The following is a 17,982-nucleotide window of genomic DNA, read 5'->3' as shown; positions in this document are numbered from 1 at the left end:
GAGGCGCCGTGAGTACCGTTCGGGACCGCGTGGACCGTTGGATCAAACCGTATGCCGCGTTGTGGCTGACCATGGCTGTGGGCGGAACCCTGATTGTCGCCATGGCCCTCCTGGGTGCCGAAGTGTATTCGGACGTGGTGGATGACGAAGGTCTGGCGAGCCTCGACATCCCTGCGCTGGACTACTCCCAATCCCTGCGCAATCCCGGACTTGATGCGTTCGTCACGGGCTTCACCAATATTGGCGGCGGCATCGGCATGCCAATCCTCGCCACAATCCTGACCGCGTGGCTGACCTTCCTCAGCAGGTCCTGGCGCCCGCTCCTCCTCGTCGGTGGTGCGGCTGCCGTTTCCACCACAGCCACCACCCTGGGCAAGCGGCTGGTGGGGCGGACCCGCCCGGACCACTCCGAAGCTGTCCCGCCCTACGAAGACTCACCGTCGTTCCCCAGCGGGCACACCCTCAACACCACGGTGGTGATCGGCGTGCTGGTCTACCTCATTTGCCTGCAGTTCCAGGTCCTCAGCGCGCGCATCTCTGCCATCACCGCCGGCGCGGTCTTCATCATTGCCATGGGCCTGAGCAGGGTCTTCCTGGGCCACCACTGGCTGACCGACGTCATTGCAGGCTGGACGCTGGGCCTGGCATGGGTGGGGTTCGTCATCCTGGCCCATCGGATGTTCCACCTGATACGGCGCCGGGAACATGCCGGTCCGGCGCCCACGTTTGAGCATCCCGTGGTGCGTGACGCTGTGGCAGACGCCATGCACCACGACGGCGGAAAGCACCCCCGCGATGCAGATCACACCGTCGCAGATCGCGACGGCGGGACGCACCCCCGCGGCGCAGATCACACCGGCACAGATCACGACGGCGGGACGCACCACGCCGGCCGCGCCCGGCACCCGGAGCGGGGAACCACGGACTCCGGCAGGGACAGCGCCGGATGATAGTTTTGAGCCATGCGCACTCTCGTTGTGGACCACCCGCTGGTCGCCCATAAGCTCACCGTTCTCCGGGACAAGAACACTCCCTCCCCGGTTTTCCGGCAGCTGACGGAGGAACTGGTGACGCTGCTGGCGTATGAGGCCACGCGCGAGGTCCGCACCGAGCCCGTCACCATCCAGACTCCGGTCAGCACCACGGTGGGCACGGCCTTCACCAAGCCCACTCCTTTGGTGGTCCCCATCCTGCGCGCGGGCCTCGGCATGCTGGAGGGCATGACCAAGCTGGTCCCCACTGCCGAGGTTGGCTTCCTGGGCATGGCCCGGGATGAGGAAACGCTGGATATCATCACCTACGCCGAGCGCCTGCCTGAGGACCTCACCGGCCGGCAGGTCTTCGTGCTGGACCCCATGCTGGCCACCGGCGGCACCCTGCGCGAGGCAATCAAGTTCCTGTTCAAGCGCGGCGCCTCCGACGTCACCTGCATCTGCCTGCTGGCCGCCCCGGAGGGACTGGCCAAGCTGGAGGAAGAGCTGGGCGAGGCAAACGTGCATATCGTCCTGGCGTCGATCGACGAGAAATTGAACGAAAAGTCCTACATCGTTCCCGGCCTTGGGGATGCGGGAGACCGGCTTTACGGCATCGCCGGCTGAGGTTCAAGCCTTCCGCGCAGAAGCCCGCGGCCGTAGCCTGTCCGCATGGACTGGAAACTTGAACTCGTGTTTGTCCCCGTGTCCGATGTGGACCGCGCCAAGGATTTCTACGTTAACAAGGTTGGTTTCAACGCCGACTTCGACGCACGCCCGTCGGAGTCCATCCGCTTTGTTCAGCTGACCCCGCCCGGTTCGGCATGTTCCATCTGCATCGGTGAGGGACTCACGGACGCACCTCCCGGCACCGGCTCAAACCTCCAGCTGGTGGTCAGCGACATCCAGGCCGCCCACGAGCACCTGAAGAACAACGGCGTGGACGTCAGCGACGTGGACGTCCAGGACTGGGGTCACTTCGTGTACTTCGCGGACCCCGACGGCAACCGTTGGGCCGTCCAGTACATCCCGGGACGGTAACGGCACATCCCGGCCACGATCCAACCAGTGACTGGTTGGGCAAATTCCAAGTGTGCTACCCAACGCGAGCGGCCTGCTGCCTGGCTGGCAGGCCGCAGATGCGACGACGGCCGCCGCTGAACCGGGAAGGTTCGGCGGCGGCCGGTCGGAAGGGCCTCAGCCAGTGAGGGCTTTTAGTACCAGTTGTTGCCCAGGTGGAAGTTCAGGGCGCCACACGGCGACTGGTAACGCTCCTTGATGTAGTTCAGGCCCCAGTTGATCTGGGTACGGTAGTTGGTCAGGTAATCGGGGCCTGCGCTCGCCATCTTCTCGGCGGGCAGGGACTGCACGATGCCGTAGGCGCCGCTGCTGGCGTTGGTGGCCGTGGTGGTCCAGTCCGATTCCTTGGTCCACAGCGTGACCAGGCACTGCATCTGGTCCTGGGCCCAGCCGTAGCTGGCCAGCTGGCTGGACGCGTAGGCCTGGGCGCCGGCAGGATCGTTGACGGCAACGACGGGGGCAGGCTCGGGAGCGGGCTCGGGTGCTGGAGCAGGTGCCGGTTCCGGTGCGGGGGCCGGGGCGGGCGCTGCGGCCGGGGCCGGTTCTGCCGCCGGTGCAGGTGCCGCTTCCTGGGGCTGCACCTTGAGTTCGGCGGGAGCGGACGCGGCCGGGTTTGAGCGGATTTCGCTCTTCTCGATGCTCATCTGGGAATCGGTGGCAGCGGGGGATTCGGTGCCGGTGGCTGCCACGCGGGAAAAGCCGTCCGTGGCCTGGCCTGCGGCGCCTACGCCCACCAGCATGGCTGCGGACACTGCGAGGACCGCGGCGCGCTTGCCAAAGGAAGACTTCTTGCGGGTTTCAGGCTGCGCGCTGTGGCTCGGGGCCGATTTTGGGCGCGGTTTTACCGTGAATTTAGACATGTTTATTTCGCCTCTCACACCTGCGGAGTTAGCTGTCGGGTTCGGATGAGGGCATCCGGCCGCACGGCAAATACACGTGCTGGCTTAACCCCAAGGGCAAAACTGCGTTGCCCGGGACGTGGGTCCCCCGCCTCTGCCTCAGTTCAAGCGAAATCCGGGAAGTGGCAGAGCTTGGCGTCATCCGGATATGCGGCCCGAACGGGAACCGCACTCTATCGACGGTACAGGAGAGCAGCGCTTAAGTCACATTTAGGTAACAGACATCACGACGGCGGCGCGTCGGCTTGGCGAAGTCAGGCCACGGTAGGCAGGCGGAGCGCGAATTCCGTCATCCCCGGCCGTGACGTCACCGTTACCTGGCCGCCGTGGGCCTCAACGATGGACTGGACGATGGACAGGCCCAGCCCGCTGGTGCCCTCGGCAACCGCCGCGCCGGCCTGGTCACCGCTGCCCTTGCGGGCCGCGTCAGCGCGGGCGAAGCGTGAAAAGACGTGGTCCACGAAGTCTGCCGGGATGCCTCCGCCGTCGTCCGTCACCGTCACCACGGCGGCGCCGTCCGGTGCCCTGCCGACGCCGGCCACTACGGTGGTTCCGGCGGGGGTGTGTTTCCGGGCGTTGGACAGCAGGTTCATGAGCACCTGCCGCAGCTGCACGCCGTCTCCGTTGACCAGCACCGGCTCCGCAGGAAGGTCCAGCCGCCAGGTGTGGCTGGGGGCCATGACCTTTTCGTCGCTGACGCTTTCCACCACCAGCTGCGTCAGGTCCACTTCGGCCAGCTTCAGCGGCTGGCCCTCATCCAGGCGCGCCAGGAGCAGCAGGTCCTCCACCAGTGCCGTCATCCGCTCCGACTGGCTCTGGACCCGGCCAAGGGATTTCTGTCCGTCGGGAGTGAAGTCCTCGGTCATCCGCATCAGTTCGGTGTAGCCGCGGATGGCGGTCAGCGGGGTCCGAAGCTCGTGCGAGGCGTCCGCCACGAACTGGCGCACTTTGGTTTCGCTCTTCTGCCGGGCTTCCAGGGCGCTGGCCACGTTGTCCAGCATGAGGTTCAGCGCGTGCCCCACGCTGCCCACTTCCGTGCCGGGGTTGGAGTTCGACGGCGGCACGCGGACTGCGAGCGCCACCTCACCGGCGTCCAAGGGCAGTTCAGACACCCGGGTGGCAACTTCGGAGAGCTGTTCAAGGGGTTTCATCGTACGGCGGATCAGTACGGTCCCCACCAGGCCGATCAGCAGCAGGCCACCCAGGGAGACGAATACGAAGGTCCACACGAGGGACCGGAGGGTACTTTCCTTGGTGGCCAGGGGGAGTCCCGTGACCAGGATGTCACCGGAGTTTGTCTGGACAGCGATCAGCCGGTAATCACCGCCGGACATGGAACGGTCCACTGGCCGGGAGTCGGCATCGAGCGCAAGGAGCGTTTCCTTGTCCTCCGTGGAAAGCGGCTGGCGGGTGGTGTCCGAGGCAAGGAAGCCGCCGGAACTGACCTGGCCGCTGCGGATGCTCGCGTTCACGGTGCCGATCCTTTGGCCCCGGGCGTCCAGGGGGTCCCTTCCGTTGAAACCGCCAAACGGCGGGCGGCCCGGGTTGTCGGCCAGATTGGCGGCCTGGCTCAGCTGGTCATCCAGCTGCCGGGTCAGGAAGGCGTCCATCGACGCGTAGCTCACTATGCCAACGGCACCGCAGATGGCGATGAGCAGGGCCATGGCCAGGGCGATCAGCCGGGTGCGCAGGTGCCAGGTTGCCGGCCTAAGCCAACTCCGGCCGTAAGGAGCTTCTGAAGGGGCCATGGCGTGCTAGTCCGCAGGCTTGATGACGTAGCCGGCCCCGCGGACGGTGTGGATCATCGGCGGATGGACGGCATCGATCTTCTTGCGCAGGTATGAAATATAGAGCTCCACAATGTTGGCCTGGCCGCCGAAGTCGTAGTCCCACACGCGGTCCAGGATCTGTGCCTTGCTGATGACCCGCTTGGGGTTCTCCATGAGGTACCGGAGGAGTTCGAACTGTGTTGCCGTCAACTGCACGTCGTCCCCGGCCCGCGTTACCTCGCGGGTGTCGACGTTCAGCACCAGGTCACCCACTACCAGCTCAGCAGTATCCATGGCAGCCACGCCTGAGCGCTGAACCAGCCGGTGCAGGCGGAGGATAACTTCCTCCATGCTGAACGGCTTGGTGACATAGTCGTCACCGCCGGCGGCCAGGCCGACGATGCGGTCCTGGACTGCGTCCTTCGCGGTGAGGAAGAGAGCGGGCACCTCCGGCGCGAAAGCGCGGATCCTGCCCAGCAACTCAACGCCGTCGAACCCCGGAAGCATCACGTCCAGCACCAGGACGTCGGGACGGAAGTCCTTGGCCAGCTTTACCGCCTCGGGCCCGTCCGCCGCCACGGCCACGGACCACCCGGCCATCCGCAGGCCCATGCTCATCAACTCGGAAAGGCTGGGTTCGTCATCCACCACCAGGGCGCGGATGGGGGAGCCGTCCGGGTGGGAGAGCTTGGGGAGGTTGTTGGTCATGGAGTGCGAGGTGGCCATGGGACAACTCTCCGATCCTTCGATATAGGCGGGCTTTGGGCTTCCTGTGCCCCAGCTGTGAATCCCAGCCTAGCCAGCTGGAAAGGCGGTGTCCGGAAACCCTGCAAGGGTTGGGCCTGCCGGTTCCAACGGAGCGGCCACGCGCTGTTCGCGGGCCGCCGGTAATGGGACTGCCATGCCTTTTACACCAGCTCCCGGCAGCTCTTTCACCACGGGGGGAGGAAAAATTCCTGGTCCATTTCTGCCGGTTGCTGGACAGCTGCAAATGCTCAGTGTGCTGATTTTGGGTTTCCCGGACAATATGAATATTTTGATGCCAAAGTGCCACTTGCTCGAACGAAGTTCGGATGAGCCACCAAAAGAGGGTCCACTTTCGGATAACGAGCGTTATTCTTTTGGGTCTGCCAGAATCGTGATCTGCGGCACAATGGTCCGATTCGTCTCACCATGCGGACGATTCCGTCCATTGTTACTTGCAAGTTGCCATTGTTACGCTGCACACTTCCAATGTGAACAAGAACTCAACAGCACCTGCAGCCGCAGAATATTGGCCCAGCACATCAGCTGCTGCCGACATGCGCTGTTGTCGAATGCACGCCTGACCTTCTCCACCCCTCGAAGTTCTTAGGCATTCGCCCCCAGCCCAGCGTCGGGCGCCCCTCCCCATTCGCAGTGCGGGGAAACCCAGCATTCGAGTGCCGCTAAGGCGGCCATTCACATTGAGGTAAGCATTCCATGTCAGTTGCATCCGGATACGTCCACATCTCCGTCCGTAACGCCGCCAAGGCAGGCCAGCCGTCCGGCCTCCGCCCCGGCTTCGGCCCCCGCCCCTCGCTTGCTCCTACGTCCGGAAGCAGCTTCCCGGCACAGGGCTACGCACCGCAGGGCTACAACCCCAATTCCTACGGCCAGCTCCGCGCCGTGCAGCCCACGGAGACCGCGGCGCCCGTCACCGCCCCCACCCCGGTGGTGGCCGGGCCCAACGCCGTCCGGCCGGTTCCCAATGAGAACGTGGCCCGCGGGTTCGTCCTCTACATGGGCATTGATGAGGAAACCGCTGCAGCTGCCGGCACCTCCATCGCCAAGCTCGCCCAGGAAATCCGGGCCTACGCCCAGTCCCTGGTGACCGGCGCCGAAAGCTACGCCGCCGTGGCGGTTGCCCCCGCCGGCACTCCCGGTTCCGCGCTCGACGTCGTCCGTTCCACCTTCGGTGACCCCACCGTCAACGCCCGGCAGCGCACCGAGGCACCCCGGCCCCAGCAGCCGCAGGAGCCCCGTCCCTCCGGCGTCCTGATCGACCTCGCCCGCCGCGAAGTCCACCTTGACGGCGAATCCCTCAACCTGACCTTCAAGGAGTTCGAACTCCTGAACTACCTGGTGGAAAACGGCACCCGCACGGTGGGTCGCGACGAACTGCTCGAAGGCCTGTGGCGCAACGCCGAAGAGGTCCCCAACGAGCGCACCATCGACGTCCATATCCGCCGCCTGCGCTCCAAGCTCGGCCGGCTGGCCAACACCGTCCGCACGGTCCGCGGCCAGGGCTACCGGTTCTACGAGCACCCCGAGGTGGTCGTCTGGGCCGCTCCGGAATACTCGATCTAGAAACTCTCATCACCGCCAGAAGGCGGCACGATCCCTCCGCGCCTGCGCTCGTTCCTCCCCACCGCTTCCCTCGCCTCGCAAGCTCGGCCAGGGAACCCTGGCGGAGTGGGCCCAGCAACAACGGCGCTTTCGGGATGTGCCGCCTTCTTGCGTTCGTGTTGCCCAGCCAAGCATTGACCTCCGCGGCTAAGTGGTTTGGATAGGCTTGGGCCATGAGTGAGCACCATCTTCGCCGGCTTGTGATCATGCGGCACTCCAAAGCCGACTGGCCGGGCGGGGTTGCCGACCATGAGCGGCCTCTGGAGGAACGCGGCCACCGGGAGGCGCCGCTGGCCGGGAAGTGGCTGCTCAAGCACAACATCGTTCCTGACTTCATCCTGTGCTCGAGTGCCCTGCGGACCCGCCAGACGTGCACCTGGGTGTGCTCGGAACTGGGGGACAAGGCCCCTACGCCCAAACTCGAGGACGGGCTGTACGCCGCCTCGGCCCTGCGCATGCTTGCCGTGGTCAACCACGTTCCAGACACCGTGACCACACTGATGCTGATCTCGCACCTGCCGGGCGTACAGGACCTGGCCATGCACCTGGCGTCCCGGGACTCCGACCACGACGCCTATATGGACGCTGCCACCCGGTATCCCACCAGTGCGCTGACGGTACTTGAAACCGAAAAGTCGTGGGCCGAGCTGGACGGGCAGGACGCCCGCATCACCAGGTTCAAGGTTCCCCGGGCCCGCTAGCCGCGATCTCCCGCAGCAGCTCCGACACGTAGCGGATACCCGGACTGGCCGTCATGGTCCTGCGGTGCACAATACCCACCTGCCGCGCCTGGACGGGGTCCGTGACGGGTACCGCCACCACGTCCCCAGGCAACACGGGACGGCCCAGCCGCGGAACCAGGGCCACCACGGCGGCCTGCTCCACGAGGGCGATGTGGGTGGCGAAATCGGGGTCGTAGACCTTAATGTCGGGAACCCGGCCAAGGTCGGCGAAGATCCTCAGCAGGGCTTCGTTGCAGATGGCCCCGTGCGGGGTGCTGATCCACTGCTCATCCACCAGGTCCGCCGGTGTCACGCCGGAACGCCCTGCCAGCGGATGGCTGCTGTGCACCAGGACGTCGGCGATGTCCTCGCACAGCCACTCCAGCGACAGATGCTCGGGAATCACCAGCGGCACGGAATTCCAGTTGTGCACCAGGCCCAGGTCCGCCTCGCCGTTCGCCACCCGGGCCACGGCTTCTCGTGGGTCTTCGGCAAGGACGCTGACGTCCAGGTCGCTTTCGGACTTGCCCAGCCTGCCCAGCAGGGGCCCCACCAACCCGCGGCATGCGGTGGAGAACGCCACCACCCGCAGCTGCCCGCTGGGCTTGGCCGGATCTGCAAGCAGGGTTGACTGGAGTTCTTCGAGTTCGGCAAGGATGCGCCGTCCGTAGGCCGCCAGCGCCACGCCACGTTCGGTGAGCAGCACGCCCCGCCCCCGGCGCTCCAGCACGGCGAAGCCTGCCTCCTTCTCCAGTTTCTTCACCTGCTGGGAGACGGCCGAGGGGCTGAACCCCATGGCTTCGGAGGCAGCAATGACGGACCGGTACTGTTCGATCGCGGCCAGGGCCCGGAGCGATCCGATATCAATCATGAAGCAAAAGTACACGATAGGCGGTGTAAATAAACGCTGGTGCTTCATTGGTTGATCTGCCACCCTGATGGGGTGAACCTCCGCAACTCCCTCCTCGCCGTCCTGGTCGCCGTCCTGTGGGGCCTAAATTTTGTGGCCATCGACATCGGGCTGCACCCCGGGGGAGAGGACGTCCCGCCCCTGCTGTTCGTGGCAATGCGCTTCGTCCTGGTGGTGGTCCCCTGGATCTTCTTTATCCGCAAGCCGGATGTCAGCTGGAAGGCGATCATCGGCGTCGGACTCTTCATGAGTGCCGGGCAGTTTGGGCTCCTTTACCTGGCCATGGCGCTGGGAATGCCGGCAGGGCTCGCTTCCCTGGTGCTGCAGGCGCAGGTGCTCCTGACGGTCCTGTTGGCCGCCGTCTTCCTCGGTGAGCGGCCCGGACCCCGCCAGCTTGCCGGCGTGGTGCTGGGCGTGGCGGGGTTGGCGGTCGTCGCCGTGGGCCGCAGCGCCGTGGCACCCCTGCTGCCCTTCCTGATCGTCCTCGCGGCCGCACTGTCCTGGGCCGCCGGGAACGTCATTGCCCGGAAGGCGCGGGCGGCCTCGGGGCTGGGCCTGGTGGTGTGGTCCGGCGCCGTGGTGCCGCTGCCCCTGTTCGGGCTGTCGCTGGTGGTGGACGGCCCCGGAGCGGTGCTGGGGACGCTCGGGCACCTGCAGGCGCCCACGCTGCTGAGCGCGCTGTACACGGCCGTTTTCGCCTCGCTGGTGGGTTACGGAATCTGGAACCGGCTGCTGGCCAGCCACCCGTCGTCGGCCGTTGTTCCTTTCACTCTGCTGGTCCCGGTGGTGGGAATGGGCGCGGCCTGGCTGGTCCTGGCGGAAATTCCCACGCCAACGGAAGTTGCGGGCGGTCTGCTGCTCCTTGCAGGTGTGGCGACGGCGGTGGTCAACATCAGCCGAAGGCCACCTCAGCGGCCGGTGGTCGAGCCGTTGCCGGATCTCGGCGACGGGCGGCGGGCCGGCGCGGACGGCAGCCTGGCCGGCGGGCGGGTCCCCGGGGCACGCTGAGCCGCCGAACCCTGCACGCCCGTACGCTGCGATCCTGGCCGCTGCGCACTGGGGCGCTGCGCGGGCTTTTGTGCCGGTCCCCGGCCCGGGGGCCGTCCGGAAGAAGCTGGCCTGCGTGGTACCGGCGCGCGCTTGCGCCCGTTGCCGGCACGACGGCGGGAGGGCCACGCGGCGCCGAGGAAGAGGACCGCGAGGGTCCCCGCCGCGGCGGCAGCGGCCACCATGAAGTAGTTGTCCGGATCGTTCGTGGGCAGCGGCGTACCGATGAAGGACGATTCGCCGTCGAACGCCAGCTCCCAGGTGCTCAGGAATGCCAGTGAGCACGCGATGGTGATGCTGGTACCCGCACCCGTTGCCAGGAGGGCCAGGCGCCGCCGACGGACCAGCAGCTCCCCGACGGCGGCCACATAGGCCAGCGCCAGGACGCCAAGGAACGCCAGGAACACCGGCTCAGCCAGCGTCATCCCCGTCAGGACCAGCAGCCCGGCCGCGACGATGCCGCAAATGACCGCAAACTTTCCGCTGTTGCCCATGTGACGCATGTGCTCCATCATCCCCGAGGGGGCGCATCCTTCAGGACGTAGCCGCGCATGATGGCCATGATTGCTGCAACGCTTTGGTCACGGGTCCGTTCGGGGTTGTAGGTCTGGCGGTCCAGGCCCACCACAAAACAGGCGCCGAAGATGGCCGTTTCCAGGCTCCCGCGGGGTACGGACTCGTCCACCGGGTAGGCCTTCGCCACGTTGTCCACGGCCTGCCCCACCACCTCCAGCAGCTCGCCGCGAAGCACCGCGAAGGTGCCCTGCCACTCGCTGGGGATGCGCCAGTTCTCGCTAACCCACAATCGGGCGAAGGACGGGTACTCTGCCATGAAATCCATGGCCTGCCCGATCATCGCCTCCATGGCCACCAGGGGATCCCCGGCCGGCGGGGCAGCGCTACCGGCCCCGGCACCGCCGGCCTTATCGGCCTTGCGCGGGCGCCCGGAACGGGGGCCCCCGGCGTCGGCCGCTCCCAGCAGCCGGGCCTTGAGGATGTCCACCCCATGCCTCAGCAGCTGGGCGATCAGTTCAGACTTGCTCCCGAAGTTGTAGTAGACCGTACCCTTCGATACGCCCGCCGCCGCGGCGATCTCGTCCACCGTCACATTGGCGGCCCCGCGCTCGCCGATCAGTGCCATGGAGGCGTCGAACAGCTTCTGCCGGGTGGCCGTGGTCCGGGCCGGACGCCGCCCCTTCGCTGCCTCCAGCGAGTCGGTGCCCGTTCCGGCCGATTCCTGGGCCACCCCTGATGCGGCCCTGTCTGCGCTGGCTGCCTCTGCCATGGCCGCGCCTGTATCTTCCGGGTCCTTGCTCATACGGCAATCTCCGGCTTGAGCGTCTTCAGGGTCCAGTACTTGTTCTTGCGCACTGCCAGCGTGGACATCACCGTTCCCAGCAGGGTGTACCCCAGGAGCCCGGCCACGGTGGGCAGGATCATGGACAGGTCCGCCCCGTAGATCAGGTGCCTCATTCCGGTCACCACATATCCCATCGGAAGGATCTCGTGCACCACATGCAGGGGCTGCGGGGTGGTTTGCCAGGGGAAGGTGCCTCCCGAGGACACGAGCTGGAGCACCAGCAGGATGAGCACCACCAGCTTGCCGGGGGAGCCCAGCAGCGCGACGATCCCCTGGATCAGGGCGCTGAACGCCATGGCCGCCGCCAGCATGAACAGCCACATCATCACCGGATGCGCGGGGTTCAGGCCCAGGGCGACGTTCACTACGAGGGTCAGCAGGGACGCCTGCACAACAGATACAGCCAGGAAGGGGAGCCAGCCGCCCAGGGCGATCTTCCAGGACGGGGCGTTGGAGGCCAGCGCCCGCTGGGTAATGGGACGCATGGCCTGCACCAGCATGAAGATGCCGATCCACAGCGCCAGCGTGAGGAAGAACGGTGCCAGCCCGGCGCCGTAGGAATTGGCCTTGGCCTGCGAAACGTTGCTGACCGCCACCGGATCCGCCATCACCCGGGACAGGTTGTCCTTCTGGGCGTCGTCGGGGTTGGGAACCTGCCCGGCGCCCTTACCGATCTCGTCGGCCAGCGTGCGTGAACCGTCCGCGGCCGTGCTGGCGCCGTCGGCGAGCCGGGCAGCGCCGGAATCGAGTTTCTGCGCCCCCGCGGCCAGGCTGGAGGTACCGTCCAGCGCTGCCTGCTCGCCGGTGGCCAGCGTGGCGGCACCGGTATGGAGCTGGTCGGCGCCGCTTGAGGCCTGCCGGATGGCATCCTTCAGGGCGGGTGTGGCTGCGGCCAGCTGCGCGGCGCCGACACTCACGGCCTCGGAGCCGTCGGCGAGTTGCTGGATCTGGGCCGCATCCGTCTGCAGCTTCGCCTTGGCATCGGCCACGGGGCTGGACGCAGCCGCGGCGTCAAAGTCGGCCAGGATGGCGTTGGCCTGCTCCTGCGTCAGGACCCCTGAAGCCACCAGCCGGCTGTTGGACTCCACCACGCGCGCCCGCAATCCCTGGTCCGCCGCCTCCAGCTGTGCTGCCACGTCCTGGACCTTCGTGTTCAGCTGGGCATTTCCAGCGGCCACCTGCGCGGCGCCGGACGCCAGCGTCTGCGAATCGGTGGGGAGCTGCCCGGTCTTGTCCTTCAGTACCGACAGGCCGCTGCTCAGCTGGCCGGCGCCGTCGGTGAGCTGGTTGGCCCCGTCCCGGAGCTTCAGTTGGCCGGCCTGGAGCTGGGAGGCTCCGCTGCTCAGGTCCGTGGTTCCCTGATGCAGCGTCACGGTGCCGTCGCGGAGGGTGGCGACGCCGTCGGCCAGCTGGCCGGCGCCGTCGGCCGCTTTCACCATCTGGGTGTGGATGGTGCCAAAGCCGGTGAGCAGCTGGTTTGCGGTTTCCTCGCCCACTTCGGTGGCCACCGTGGTGTGAACAGCAGTGGTCAGCTTGTCCACGATGGTGCTGAGGAGGTAGTTGTTCGCGTCGTTGGTGGTGACGTTGAGCATCGCCTGGCTCGCAGAGTCGAAGCTTCCCGGGGACGCCAGGTTGGCGGAGAAGTCCTTGGGGATCTTCAGGGCGAAGGCGTATTCGCCGCTGCTGACGCCTTCATCCGCTGCTGCGGAGCTTTCCACCGGAATCCAATGGAAGACGTTGCCCTCCACCAGGCTGTCCGCAACCTTCGCCCCGGCCTCCAGCCGGGTGCCGTCGCTGCTGCCGGCCCCGGTATCCTCGACCACCAGCGCGGCATCGAGGTTGTTCAGGTGCCCGTAGGGGTTCCAGTTCGCATACAGGTAAACGGCCCCGTACAGGAGGGGGACCATGGTCAGCGCCAGGATGGTCAGCTTGGGCAGCAGCCCGCCGGTCATGCGCTTGAGTTCGGAGCGGGCCAGCCGGATGACGGTCACTTGGCAACCTCGGTTTCGAGTTCATCGGTCCGGACGTGCTGCCCGGTGTGTGCAGGGGTGGCCCGGCTTTCCTGGCCGTGGGCGCCCACGTTGAAGGCTTCGTCTTCGTTCGGGTGCTCCGGCGCTTCGTCGCGGAACGCAGCTTCGCGCCCGGCGGCCTGCCCGCCATCGATCGGCTCGGCAGTCTCCGCCATGGACGCAGCTGCCACGGCATCGTTGCCCACGACGGCGGACGGGCCGTCCCACGACGGCGGGAGGGCGCGCACGGTGGCGACGACCGCGAGCGGCCTTCCGGCGTCGGACGCCAATTCCTGCAGGCGGGGCAGCCACGCGTCGTTGTCCGCACTGTGCCTGTCCGGAGAGTCCACCACGAGGAGATCGGTGTGCGGGTTCGCCAGCGCCAGCGCGGTCAGCAGCTCCAGCCGCCGGGCGGGGTCCAGCTGTTCGGTCCAGAGGCCCGCGATGTCCTCGAAGCGGTTCACCTTGAGCCAGGGGCCGCTGAGCAGCGCTCCCCGGTAACGGCGCGGAACCAAGGCAAGGTCCTCTGTCACCAGATCGCGTACGCTCAGGTGCTCTTCCGGCTCATTCACTCCGGGGGAGTCCACCAGGGCGCTGGCCAGCCGCAGCTGCCGGGTGCGCTGCTGTCCGTCCCAGGTGACCGAGCCGCCGGTGGACTTCATCCGCCCGCTGAGGGCAAGGGCAAGGGCAGTGCGCTGGTCCTGGCGATCGCCGGCCACCAGCAGAAGCTGCCCCCGCTCCACGGCAAGCGTGGTGGGAGGGAGCAGTGGATCGCGGCGGCCTTTAACGGAAAGCTGGCGTGCTGAGAGCAAGGGGAGCCTTTCACAGAAAGTGTCTGCTTCAAGACTAACCAAACTGACCGGTCAGTTCAAATACGAACTTTACAGCCCATACTTCTCCAAGAGTCGCAGCCACACTTCGCTGATGGTGGGGTACGCGGGGACCGCATGCCAGAGCCGGTGGAGCGGAACTTCACCCACGACGGCGATGGTGGCCGCGTGCAGGAGCTCCGCCACGTCCGGCCCGGCGAAAGTGGCGCCCAGGAGGACTTTCCGGTCCTCGTCGATGACCAGCTGCGCCCAGCCCTCGTAGTTCTCGGACTGCAGGGAGGACCCCGCTACCTGGATGGGAAGCTCCACTGAAGACACGTTGTAGCCGTCCTTGCGGGCGCGCTGGACGCTGCGGCCCACCGTTGCGAGTTCCGGATCCGTGAAGACCACTCCGGGGACGGCATGGTCATTGGAGGTCTGGGCGAACCGACTCCAGTCCGCGGGATGGCCATCCAGTTCTCCCTTGGCGCGCGCGGCTATGGCATCCCCGGTGGCCCGGGCCTCGTATTTGCCCTGATGCGTGTAGAGGTTCTTGCCAGCAGCATCGCCCACCGCATATAACCAATCCCCGTCACCCTGCGCGGCCTGGACCAGTCCTGTGTTGTCCGTTTCAAGGAGCAGGCGCCCGTCCGCGTCCGGTTCAATACCGATGCTTTCCAGGCCAAGTCCCTCAAGGGCGGGGTGCCGGCCCGTGGATACCAGGACCTTGTCCGCCGTGACGCTGGAACCGTCGCCGAGCCCGATACTGAACGTCCCGTCGTCGTTCATCCCGATCCGCTGCGTGGCCGTGTGGAGGCGAAGGTCAACGCCGTCAGCCCGCAGGCCGGCGGCGACAAGGCCCGCGGCTTCTTCCGGGAAGCTTCCCAACAGGCCGCTGCGCGCAACGAGGGTGACGGCCGAGCCCAGCCGGGCAAAGGCCTGGGCCAGTTCAGTTCCTGCCACGCCGCCGCCGAGCACTGCCAGCCGGGCCGGCACTTCCCTGGCCGAGGTCGCTTCCCGGTTGCTCCAGACCTGGACATCCGCCAGTCCGTCAATGGGCGGTTGGGTGGGCACCGATCCGGTGGCCAGGACCACGGCGTGCCGTGCCTTGAGCCGGTGGTCTGTTCCGTCCAGCCCTGCCACTTCAACGGTCCGCGGCGCGGTGAGGAAGGCGTGGCCGCGGACCAGCTCAATGCCGGAATCCTTGACCCAGTCCACTTGTGAGTCGTCCGTCCAGTTGGAGGTGAAGTAGTTCCTGCGGGACAGGACGGCTTTGGCGTCCAGCGTCCGGGTCACGGCTTCCTTGGCGCCGGGCGTCGTCTGGGCACCGTGCAGTGCGGTGCCTGGCCGGAGCAGAGCCTTGGAGGGCATGCAGGCCCAGTATGAGCATTCACCGCCTACCAGTTCAGCCTCAACGAGTACGGCGGTGAGCCCGCCCTTGACCACGCGGTCCGCCACGTTTTCGCCGGCAGCGCCGGCACCGATTATTACTACGTCATACTCGCGCCCCGAAGGCTCAGGAATCATGGGGACAGCCTACGCCGGGAGGCCGCGCCAAACGTGTGCCCAAGCAGTGAAAGCGTGTGCGGCGGAAAGGTGGGCGCGCTGGGACCGGGAAACGCCGGAACCCGTTAAAGCAAAAGGTCCGCACCGGCGAACCGGTGCGGACCTCATTTGTGCGCCCAAAGGGATTCGAACCCCTGACCTTCTGTTCCGTAGACAGACGCTCTATCCAGCTGAGCTATGGGCGCATCTCGTGTTCCTGGAGAAGAACCGCTCTCCTTGGAACTCGAATTACTTTACGCGAGTCTCGGCGGAGTGCCAAATCGAGAGCCCTGTTATCTGCGCTACTAGACCGGTCTAGGTGACCTTCCTCACTTAATCGTAGAATTTTCCACAAATATTCCTTGAAATCTCGCGGAATCCGCATTTTGGGCAAAGTTCTAGCAAGCAAACTGCCGAAAACCGGCAGTGGTCCGGACCATAGCATTTAGGACACACCGATGAACCCGAGGAAGGGAACCACAATGGGCGATCTGGCACAGAAGCCGCTGCTTGACGAAGCACCCACCACACATGCCGGACTGCTGGCATGGGTCGAAGAAGTTGCTGAGCTGACGCAGCCGGACCGCATCTACTGGGTTGACGGGTCCGAAGAGGAGAACACGCGCCTCACCGATGAGCTCGTTGCCGCCGGCACACTGACCAGGCTCAACCAGGACCTGTTCCCCAACTCCTTCGCAGCCTTCTCCGATCCGGCCGATGTTGCCCGGGTGGAGGAGCAGACCTTCATCTGCTCCGAGAACAAGCGCGACGCCGGCTTCACCAACAACTGGATGGCTCCGGCCGAGATGAAGGAAAAGCTGCGCGGCCTGTTCGTCGGGTCCATGCGCGGCCGCACCATGTACGTCATTCCCTTCGTCATGGGCCACCTTGACGCGGAAGACCCGAAGTTCGGCGTCGAAATCACGGACAGCGCCTACGTTGTGGCCTCGATGCGCATCATGGCCCGCATCGGCACCGATGTCCTGAACCGCATCACGGAAACCAATGCCTTCTTCGTTCCGGCCCTGCACTCCCTGGGTGCGCCGCTGGAACACGGCCAGGCCGACGTGCCGTGGCCGTGCAACCCGGACAAGTGGATTGTCCACTTCCCGGAAGAGCGCTCCATCTGGTCCTTCGGCTCCGGCTACGGCGGCAACGCCCTGCTCGGCAAGAAGTGCTACGCCCTGCGCATCGCTTCCGTCATGGCGCGCGACGAGGGCTGGCTGGCCGAGCACATGCTCATCCTCAAGCTGACCTCGCCCGAGCAGAAGACGTACTACGTCTCCGCCGCCTTCCCGTCCGCCTGCGGCAAGACCAACCTCGCGCTGCTTGATCCCACCATCAGTGGCTGGAAGGTCGAAACCCTCGGCGACGACATCACCTGGATGCGCTTCGGCAAGGAAGGCGAGCTCCGCGCCGTCAACCCCGAAGCCGGCCTGTTCGGTGTGGCCCCCGGTACCGGCTGGGGCACTAACCCCAACGCCATGCGCGCCATCGCCAAGGGCAACAGCATCTTCACCAACGTTGCGCTGACCGACGACGGCGGCGTGTGGTGGGAGGGCATGACCGAGGAAACTCCTGCGCACCTCACCGACTGGCAGGGCAACTCCTGGACGCCCGGCTCGGACAAGCCCGCTGCGCACCCGAACTCCCGCTTCTGCACCCCGATCGACCAGATCGACATGCTCGCCGAGGAATACAACAGCCCCGAGGGCGTGGAGCTGTCCGCAATCCTGTTCGGCGGACGCCGCAAGACCACCATCCCCCTGGTGACCGAGGCCCGCAGCTGGTCCAACGGCATCTTCATGGGCTCCACGCTGTCCTCCGAAACCACCGCAGCCGCAGCCGGTGCGGTGGGCGTGGTCCGCCGCGACCCCATGGCCATGCTGCCCTTCATCGGCTACGACGCAGGCGACTACCTGAACCACTGGGTCAACCTGTCCGCCAAGGCGAACCCGGAACGGCTGCCCAAGATCTTCCTGGTCAACTGGTTCCGACGGAACTCTGAAGGCGGCTTCGCCTGGCCCGGGTTCGGCGACAACGCCCGCGTCCTCAAGTGGGCCATCGAGCGCCTCGAGGGCAAGGCCGACGCGGTCGAGACCCCCATCGGCTTCGTTCCCACCGGCGAGGCAATCGACCTCGAAGGCCTGGATATGACCCCTGCCCAGGTTGAGGAAGCCGTCAAGGTTGACCCTGCCGAGTGGGCCACCGAGCTTGCCTCCATCGAGGAATGGTTCGGCAACTTCGGCGGCTCCCTCCCGCAGGCGCTGCAGTCCGAGCTGAGCGGCCTGAAGTCCCGCCTGGCCTAGGACTTCCCCGCTGAGTACGACGGCGGCCCCGCACCTTTCGCGAAAGGTGCGGGGCCGCCGTCGTTCCCCACCGGCCCCAAACTTCGCAAGCTCGGCCAGGGAACCCTGCCGGAGTGGGCCACCGAGTTTTAGGACAGATACCGGGACCTACGGGCCGATCACGCCGTGGTATCTGTCCGAAAACT

At 66.4% G+C, this 17,982-nt stretch carries 16 protein-coding genes, 1 tRNA gene and 1 riboswitch; of the genes, 7 read left to right on the top strand and 10 right to left on the bottom strand.

The features are described from left to right. The first annotated feature begins 8 nt into the window (after positions 1-8). Genes UC32_RS03725 through UC32_RS03715 form a run of 3 tightly spaced genes read left to right on the top strand, consistent with a single transcriptional unit; the run spans position 9 to position 2,012 of the window. A complete protein-coding gene (locus UC32_RS03725) occupies positions 9-950 on the top strand; it encodes a phosphatase PAP2 family protein (RefSeq protein ID WP_045729925.1) in 942 nt (313 codons plus the stop codon). A gap of 12 nt (positions 951-962) precedes the next feature. Continuing rightward, the gene (gene upp, locus UC32_RS03720) at positions 963-1,598 is read left to right on the top strand and encodes a uracil phosphoribosyltransferase (protein WP_045729924.1); all 636 of its coding nucleotides are present in this window, start codon (positions 963-965) and stop codon (positions 1,596-1,598) included. A gap of 45 nt (positions 1,599-1,643) precedes the next feature. Then, on the top strand, positions 1,644-2,012 hold the full coding sequence (locus UC32_RS03715) for a glyoxalase superfamily protein (RefSeq protein ID WP_045729923.1): 369 nt from the start codon (positions 1,644-1,646) through the stop codon (positions 2,010-2,012). A 173-nt stretch (positions 2,013-2,185) separates the two neighbouring features. On the opposite strand, the gene UC32_RS20730 is transcribed toward UC32_RS03715, so the two are convergent. From UC32_RS20730 to UC32_RS03700, 3 genes are all read right to left on the bottom strand, one after another. Next, positions 2,186-2,911, bottom strand: a complete 726-nt coding sequence (locus UC32_RS20730) for an aggregation-promoting factor C-terminal-like domain-containing protein (RefSeq protein WP_045729922.1) — start codon at positions 2,909-2,911, stop codon at positions 2,186-2,188. A gap of 2 nt (positions 2,912-2,913) precedes the next feature. After that, a riboswitch (cyclic di-AMP (ydaO/yuaA leader) is annotated at positions 2,914-3,071 on the bottom strand. Between the two features lie 133 nt (positions 3,072-3,204). Next, a complete protein-coding gene (locus tag UC32_RS03705) occupies positions 3,205-4,698 on the bottom strand; it encodes a sensor histidine kinase (RefSeq protein ID WP_045729921.1) in 1,494 nt (497 codons plus the stop codon). Positions 4,699-4,704: 6 nt separating this feature from the next. Next, a complete protein-coding gene (locus UC32_RS03700) occupies positions 4,705-5,445 on the bottom strand; it encodes a response regulator transcription factor (RefSeq protein ID WP_015936024.1) in 741 nt (246 codons plus the stop codon). 735 nt (positions 5,446-6,180) lie between these two features. Here UC32_RS03700 and UC32_RS03695 point away from each other — a divergent pair. Beyond that, positions 6,181-7,047, top strand: a complete 867-nt coding sequence (locus UC32_RS03695; protein WP_045729920.1) for a winged helix-turn-helix domain-containing protein — start codon at positions 6,181-6,183, stop codon at positions 7,045-7,047. Positions 7,048-7,259: 212 nt separating this feature from the next. After that, positions 7,260-7,787, top strand: a complete 528-nt coding sequence (locus UC32_RS03690) for a SixA phosphatase family protein (protein ID WP_045729919.1) — start codon at positions 7,260-7,262, stop codon at positions 7,785-7,787. Here the strand turns inward: UC32_RS03690 and UC32_RS03685 are convergent. Then, positions 7,765-8,679, bottom strand: coding sequence for a LysR family transcriptional regulator (locus tag UC32_RS03685; protein WP_045730080.1), 915 nt, complete (start codon positions 8,677-8,679; stop codon positions 7,765-7,767). The two genes, UC32_RS03690 and UC32_RS03685, sit on opposite strands and share 23 nt — an antisense overlap. 72 nt (positions 8,680-8,751) lie before the next feature. On the opposite strand from UC32_RS03685, the gene UC32_RS03680 reads away from it, so the two are divergent. Continuing rightward, positions 8,752-9,726, top strand: a complete 975-nt coding sequence (locus UC32_RS03680; RefSeq protein ID WP_045729918.1) for an EamA family transporter — start codon at positions 8,752-8,754, stop codon at positions 9,724-9,726. Here the strand turns inward: UC32_RS03680 and UC32_RS03675 are convergent. The 6 genes from UC32_RS03675 to UC32_RS03650 form a co-directional block, all read right to left on the bottom strand. Further along, complete coding sequence (locus UC32_RS03675; RefSeq protein ID WP_045729917.1) at positions 9,627-10,259, bottom strand: hypothetical protein; 633 nt, start codon at positions 10,257-10,259, stop codon at positions 9,627-9,629. The genes UC32_RS03680 and UC32_RS03675 overlap by 100 nt on opposite strands. 17 nt (positions 10,260-10,276) lie before the next feature. Then, positions 10,277-11,050 carry a TetR/AcrR family transcriptional regulator gene (locus UC32_RS03670; protein ID WP_235423582.1) on the bottom strand — a complete coding sequence of 258 codons (774 nt, stop codon included), beginning with the start codon at positions 11,048-11,050 and terminating at the stop codon, positions 10,277-10,279. Positions 11,051-11,079: 29 nt separating this feature from the next. Then, on the bottom strand, positions 11,080-13,116 hold the full coding sequence (locus UC32_RS03665; protein WP_045729916.1) for a YhgE/Pip family protein: 2,037 nt from the start codon (positions 13,114-13,116) through the stop codon (positions 11,080-11,082). Further along, on the bottom strand, positions 13,113-13,946 hold the full coding sequence (locus tag UC32_RS03660) for an ABC transporter ATP-binding protein (RefSeq protein WP_045729915.1): 834 nt from the start codon (positions 13,944-13,946) through the stop codon (positions 13,113-13,115). The genes UC32_RS03665 and UC32_RS03660 overlap by 4 nt, the downstream gene beginning before the upstream one ends. Positions 13,947-14,015: 69 nt before the next feature. Continuing rightward, positions 14,016-15,470: a dihydrolipoyl dehydrogenase family protein gene (locus UC32_RS03655; protein ID WP_045729914.1), complete on the bottom strand. Its 1,455-nt coding sequence runs from the start codon at positions 15,468-15,470 to the stop codon at positions 14,016-14,018. A 150-nt stretch (positions 15,471-15,620) separates the two neighbouring features. Further along, positions 15,621-15,694: transfer RNA gene (locus UC32_RS03650), tRNA-Arg, on the bottom strand. A gap of 276 nt (positions 15,695-15,970) precedes the next feature. Between UC32_RS03650 and UC32_RS03645 the strand changes: the two genes are divergently transcribed. Then, complete coding sequence (locus UC32_RS03645; protein ID WP_045729913.1) at positions 15,971-17,797, top strand: phosphoenolpyruvate carboxykinase (GTP); 1,827 nt, start codon at positions 15,971-15,973, stop codon at positions 17,795-17,797. Positions 17,798-17,982 lie beyond the last annotated feature (185 nt).

Origin of the sequence: Pseudarthrobacter chlorophenolicus (genome assembly GCF_000962805.1) — a bacterium.
Taxonomy (GTDB): Bacteria; Actinomycetota; Actinomycetes; order Actinomycetales; family Micrococcaceae; genus Arthrobacter; species Arthrobacter chlorophenolicus_A.
The sequence above is the reverse complement of the archived record's forward strand: the minus strand, read 5'-3'. Positions and strand labels throughout refer to the sequence as shown.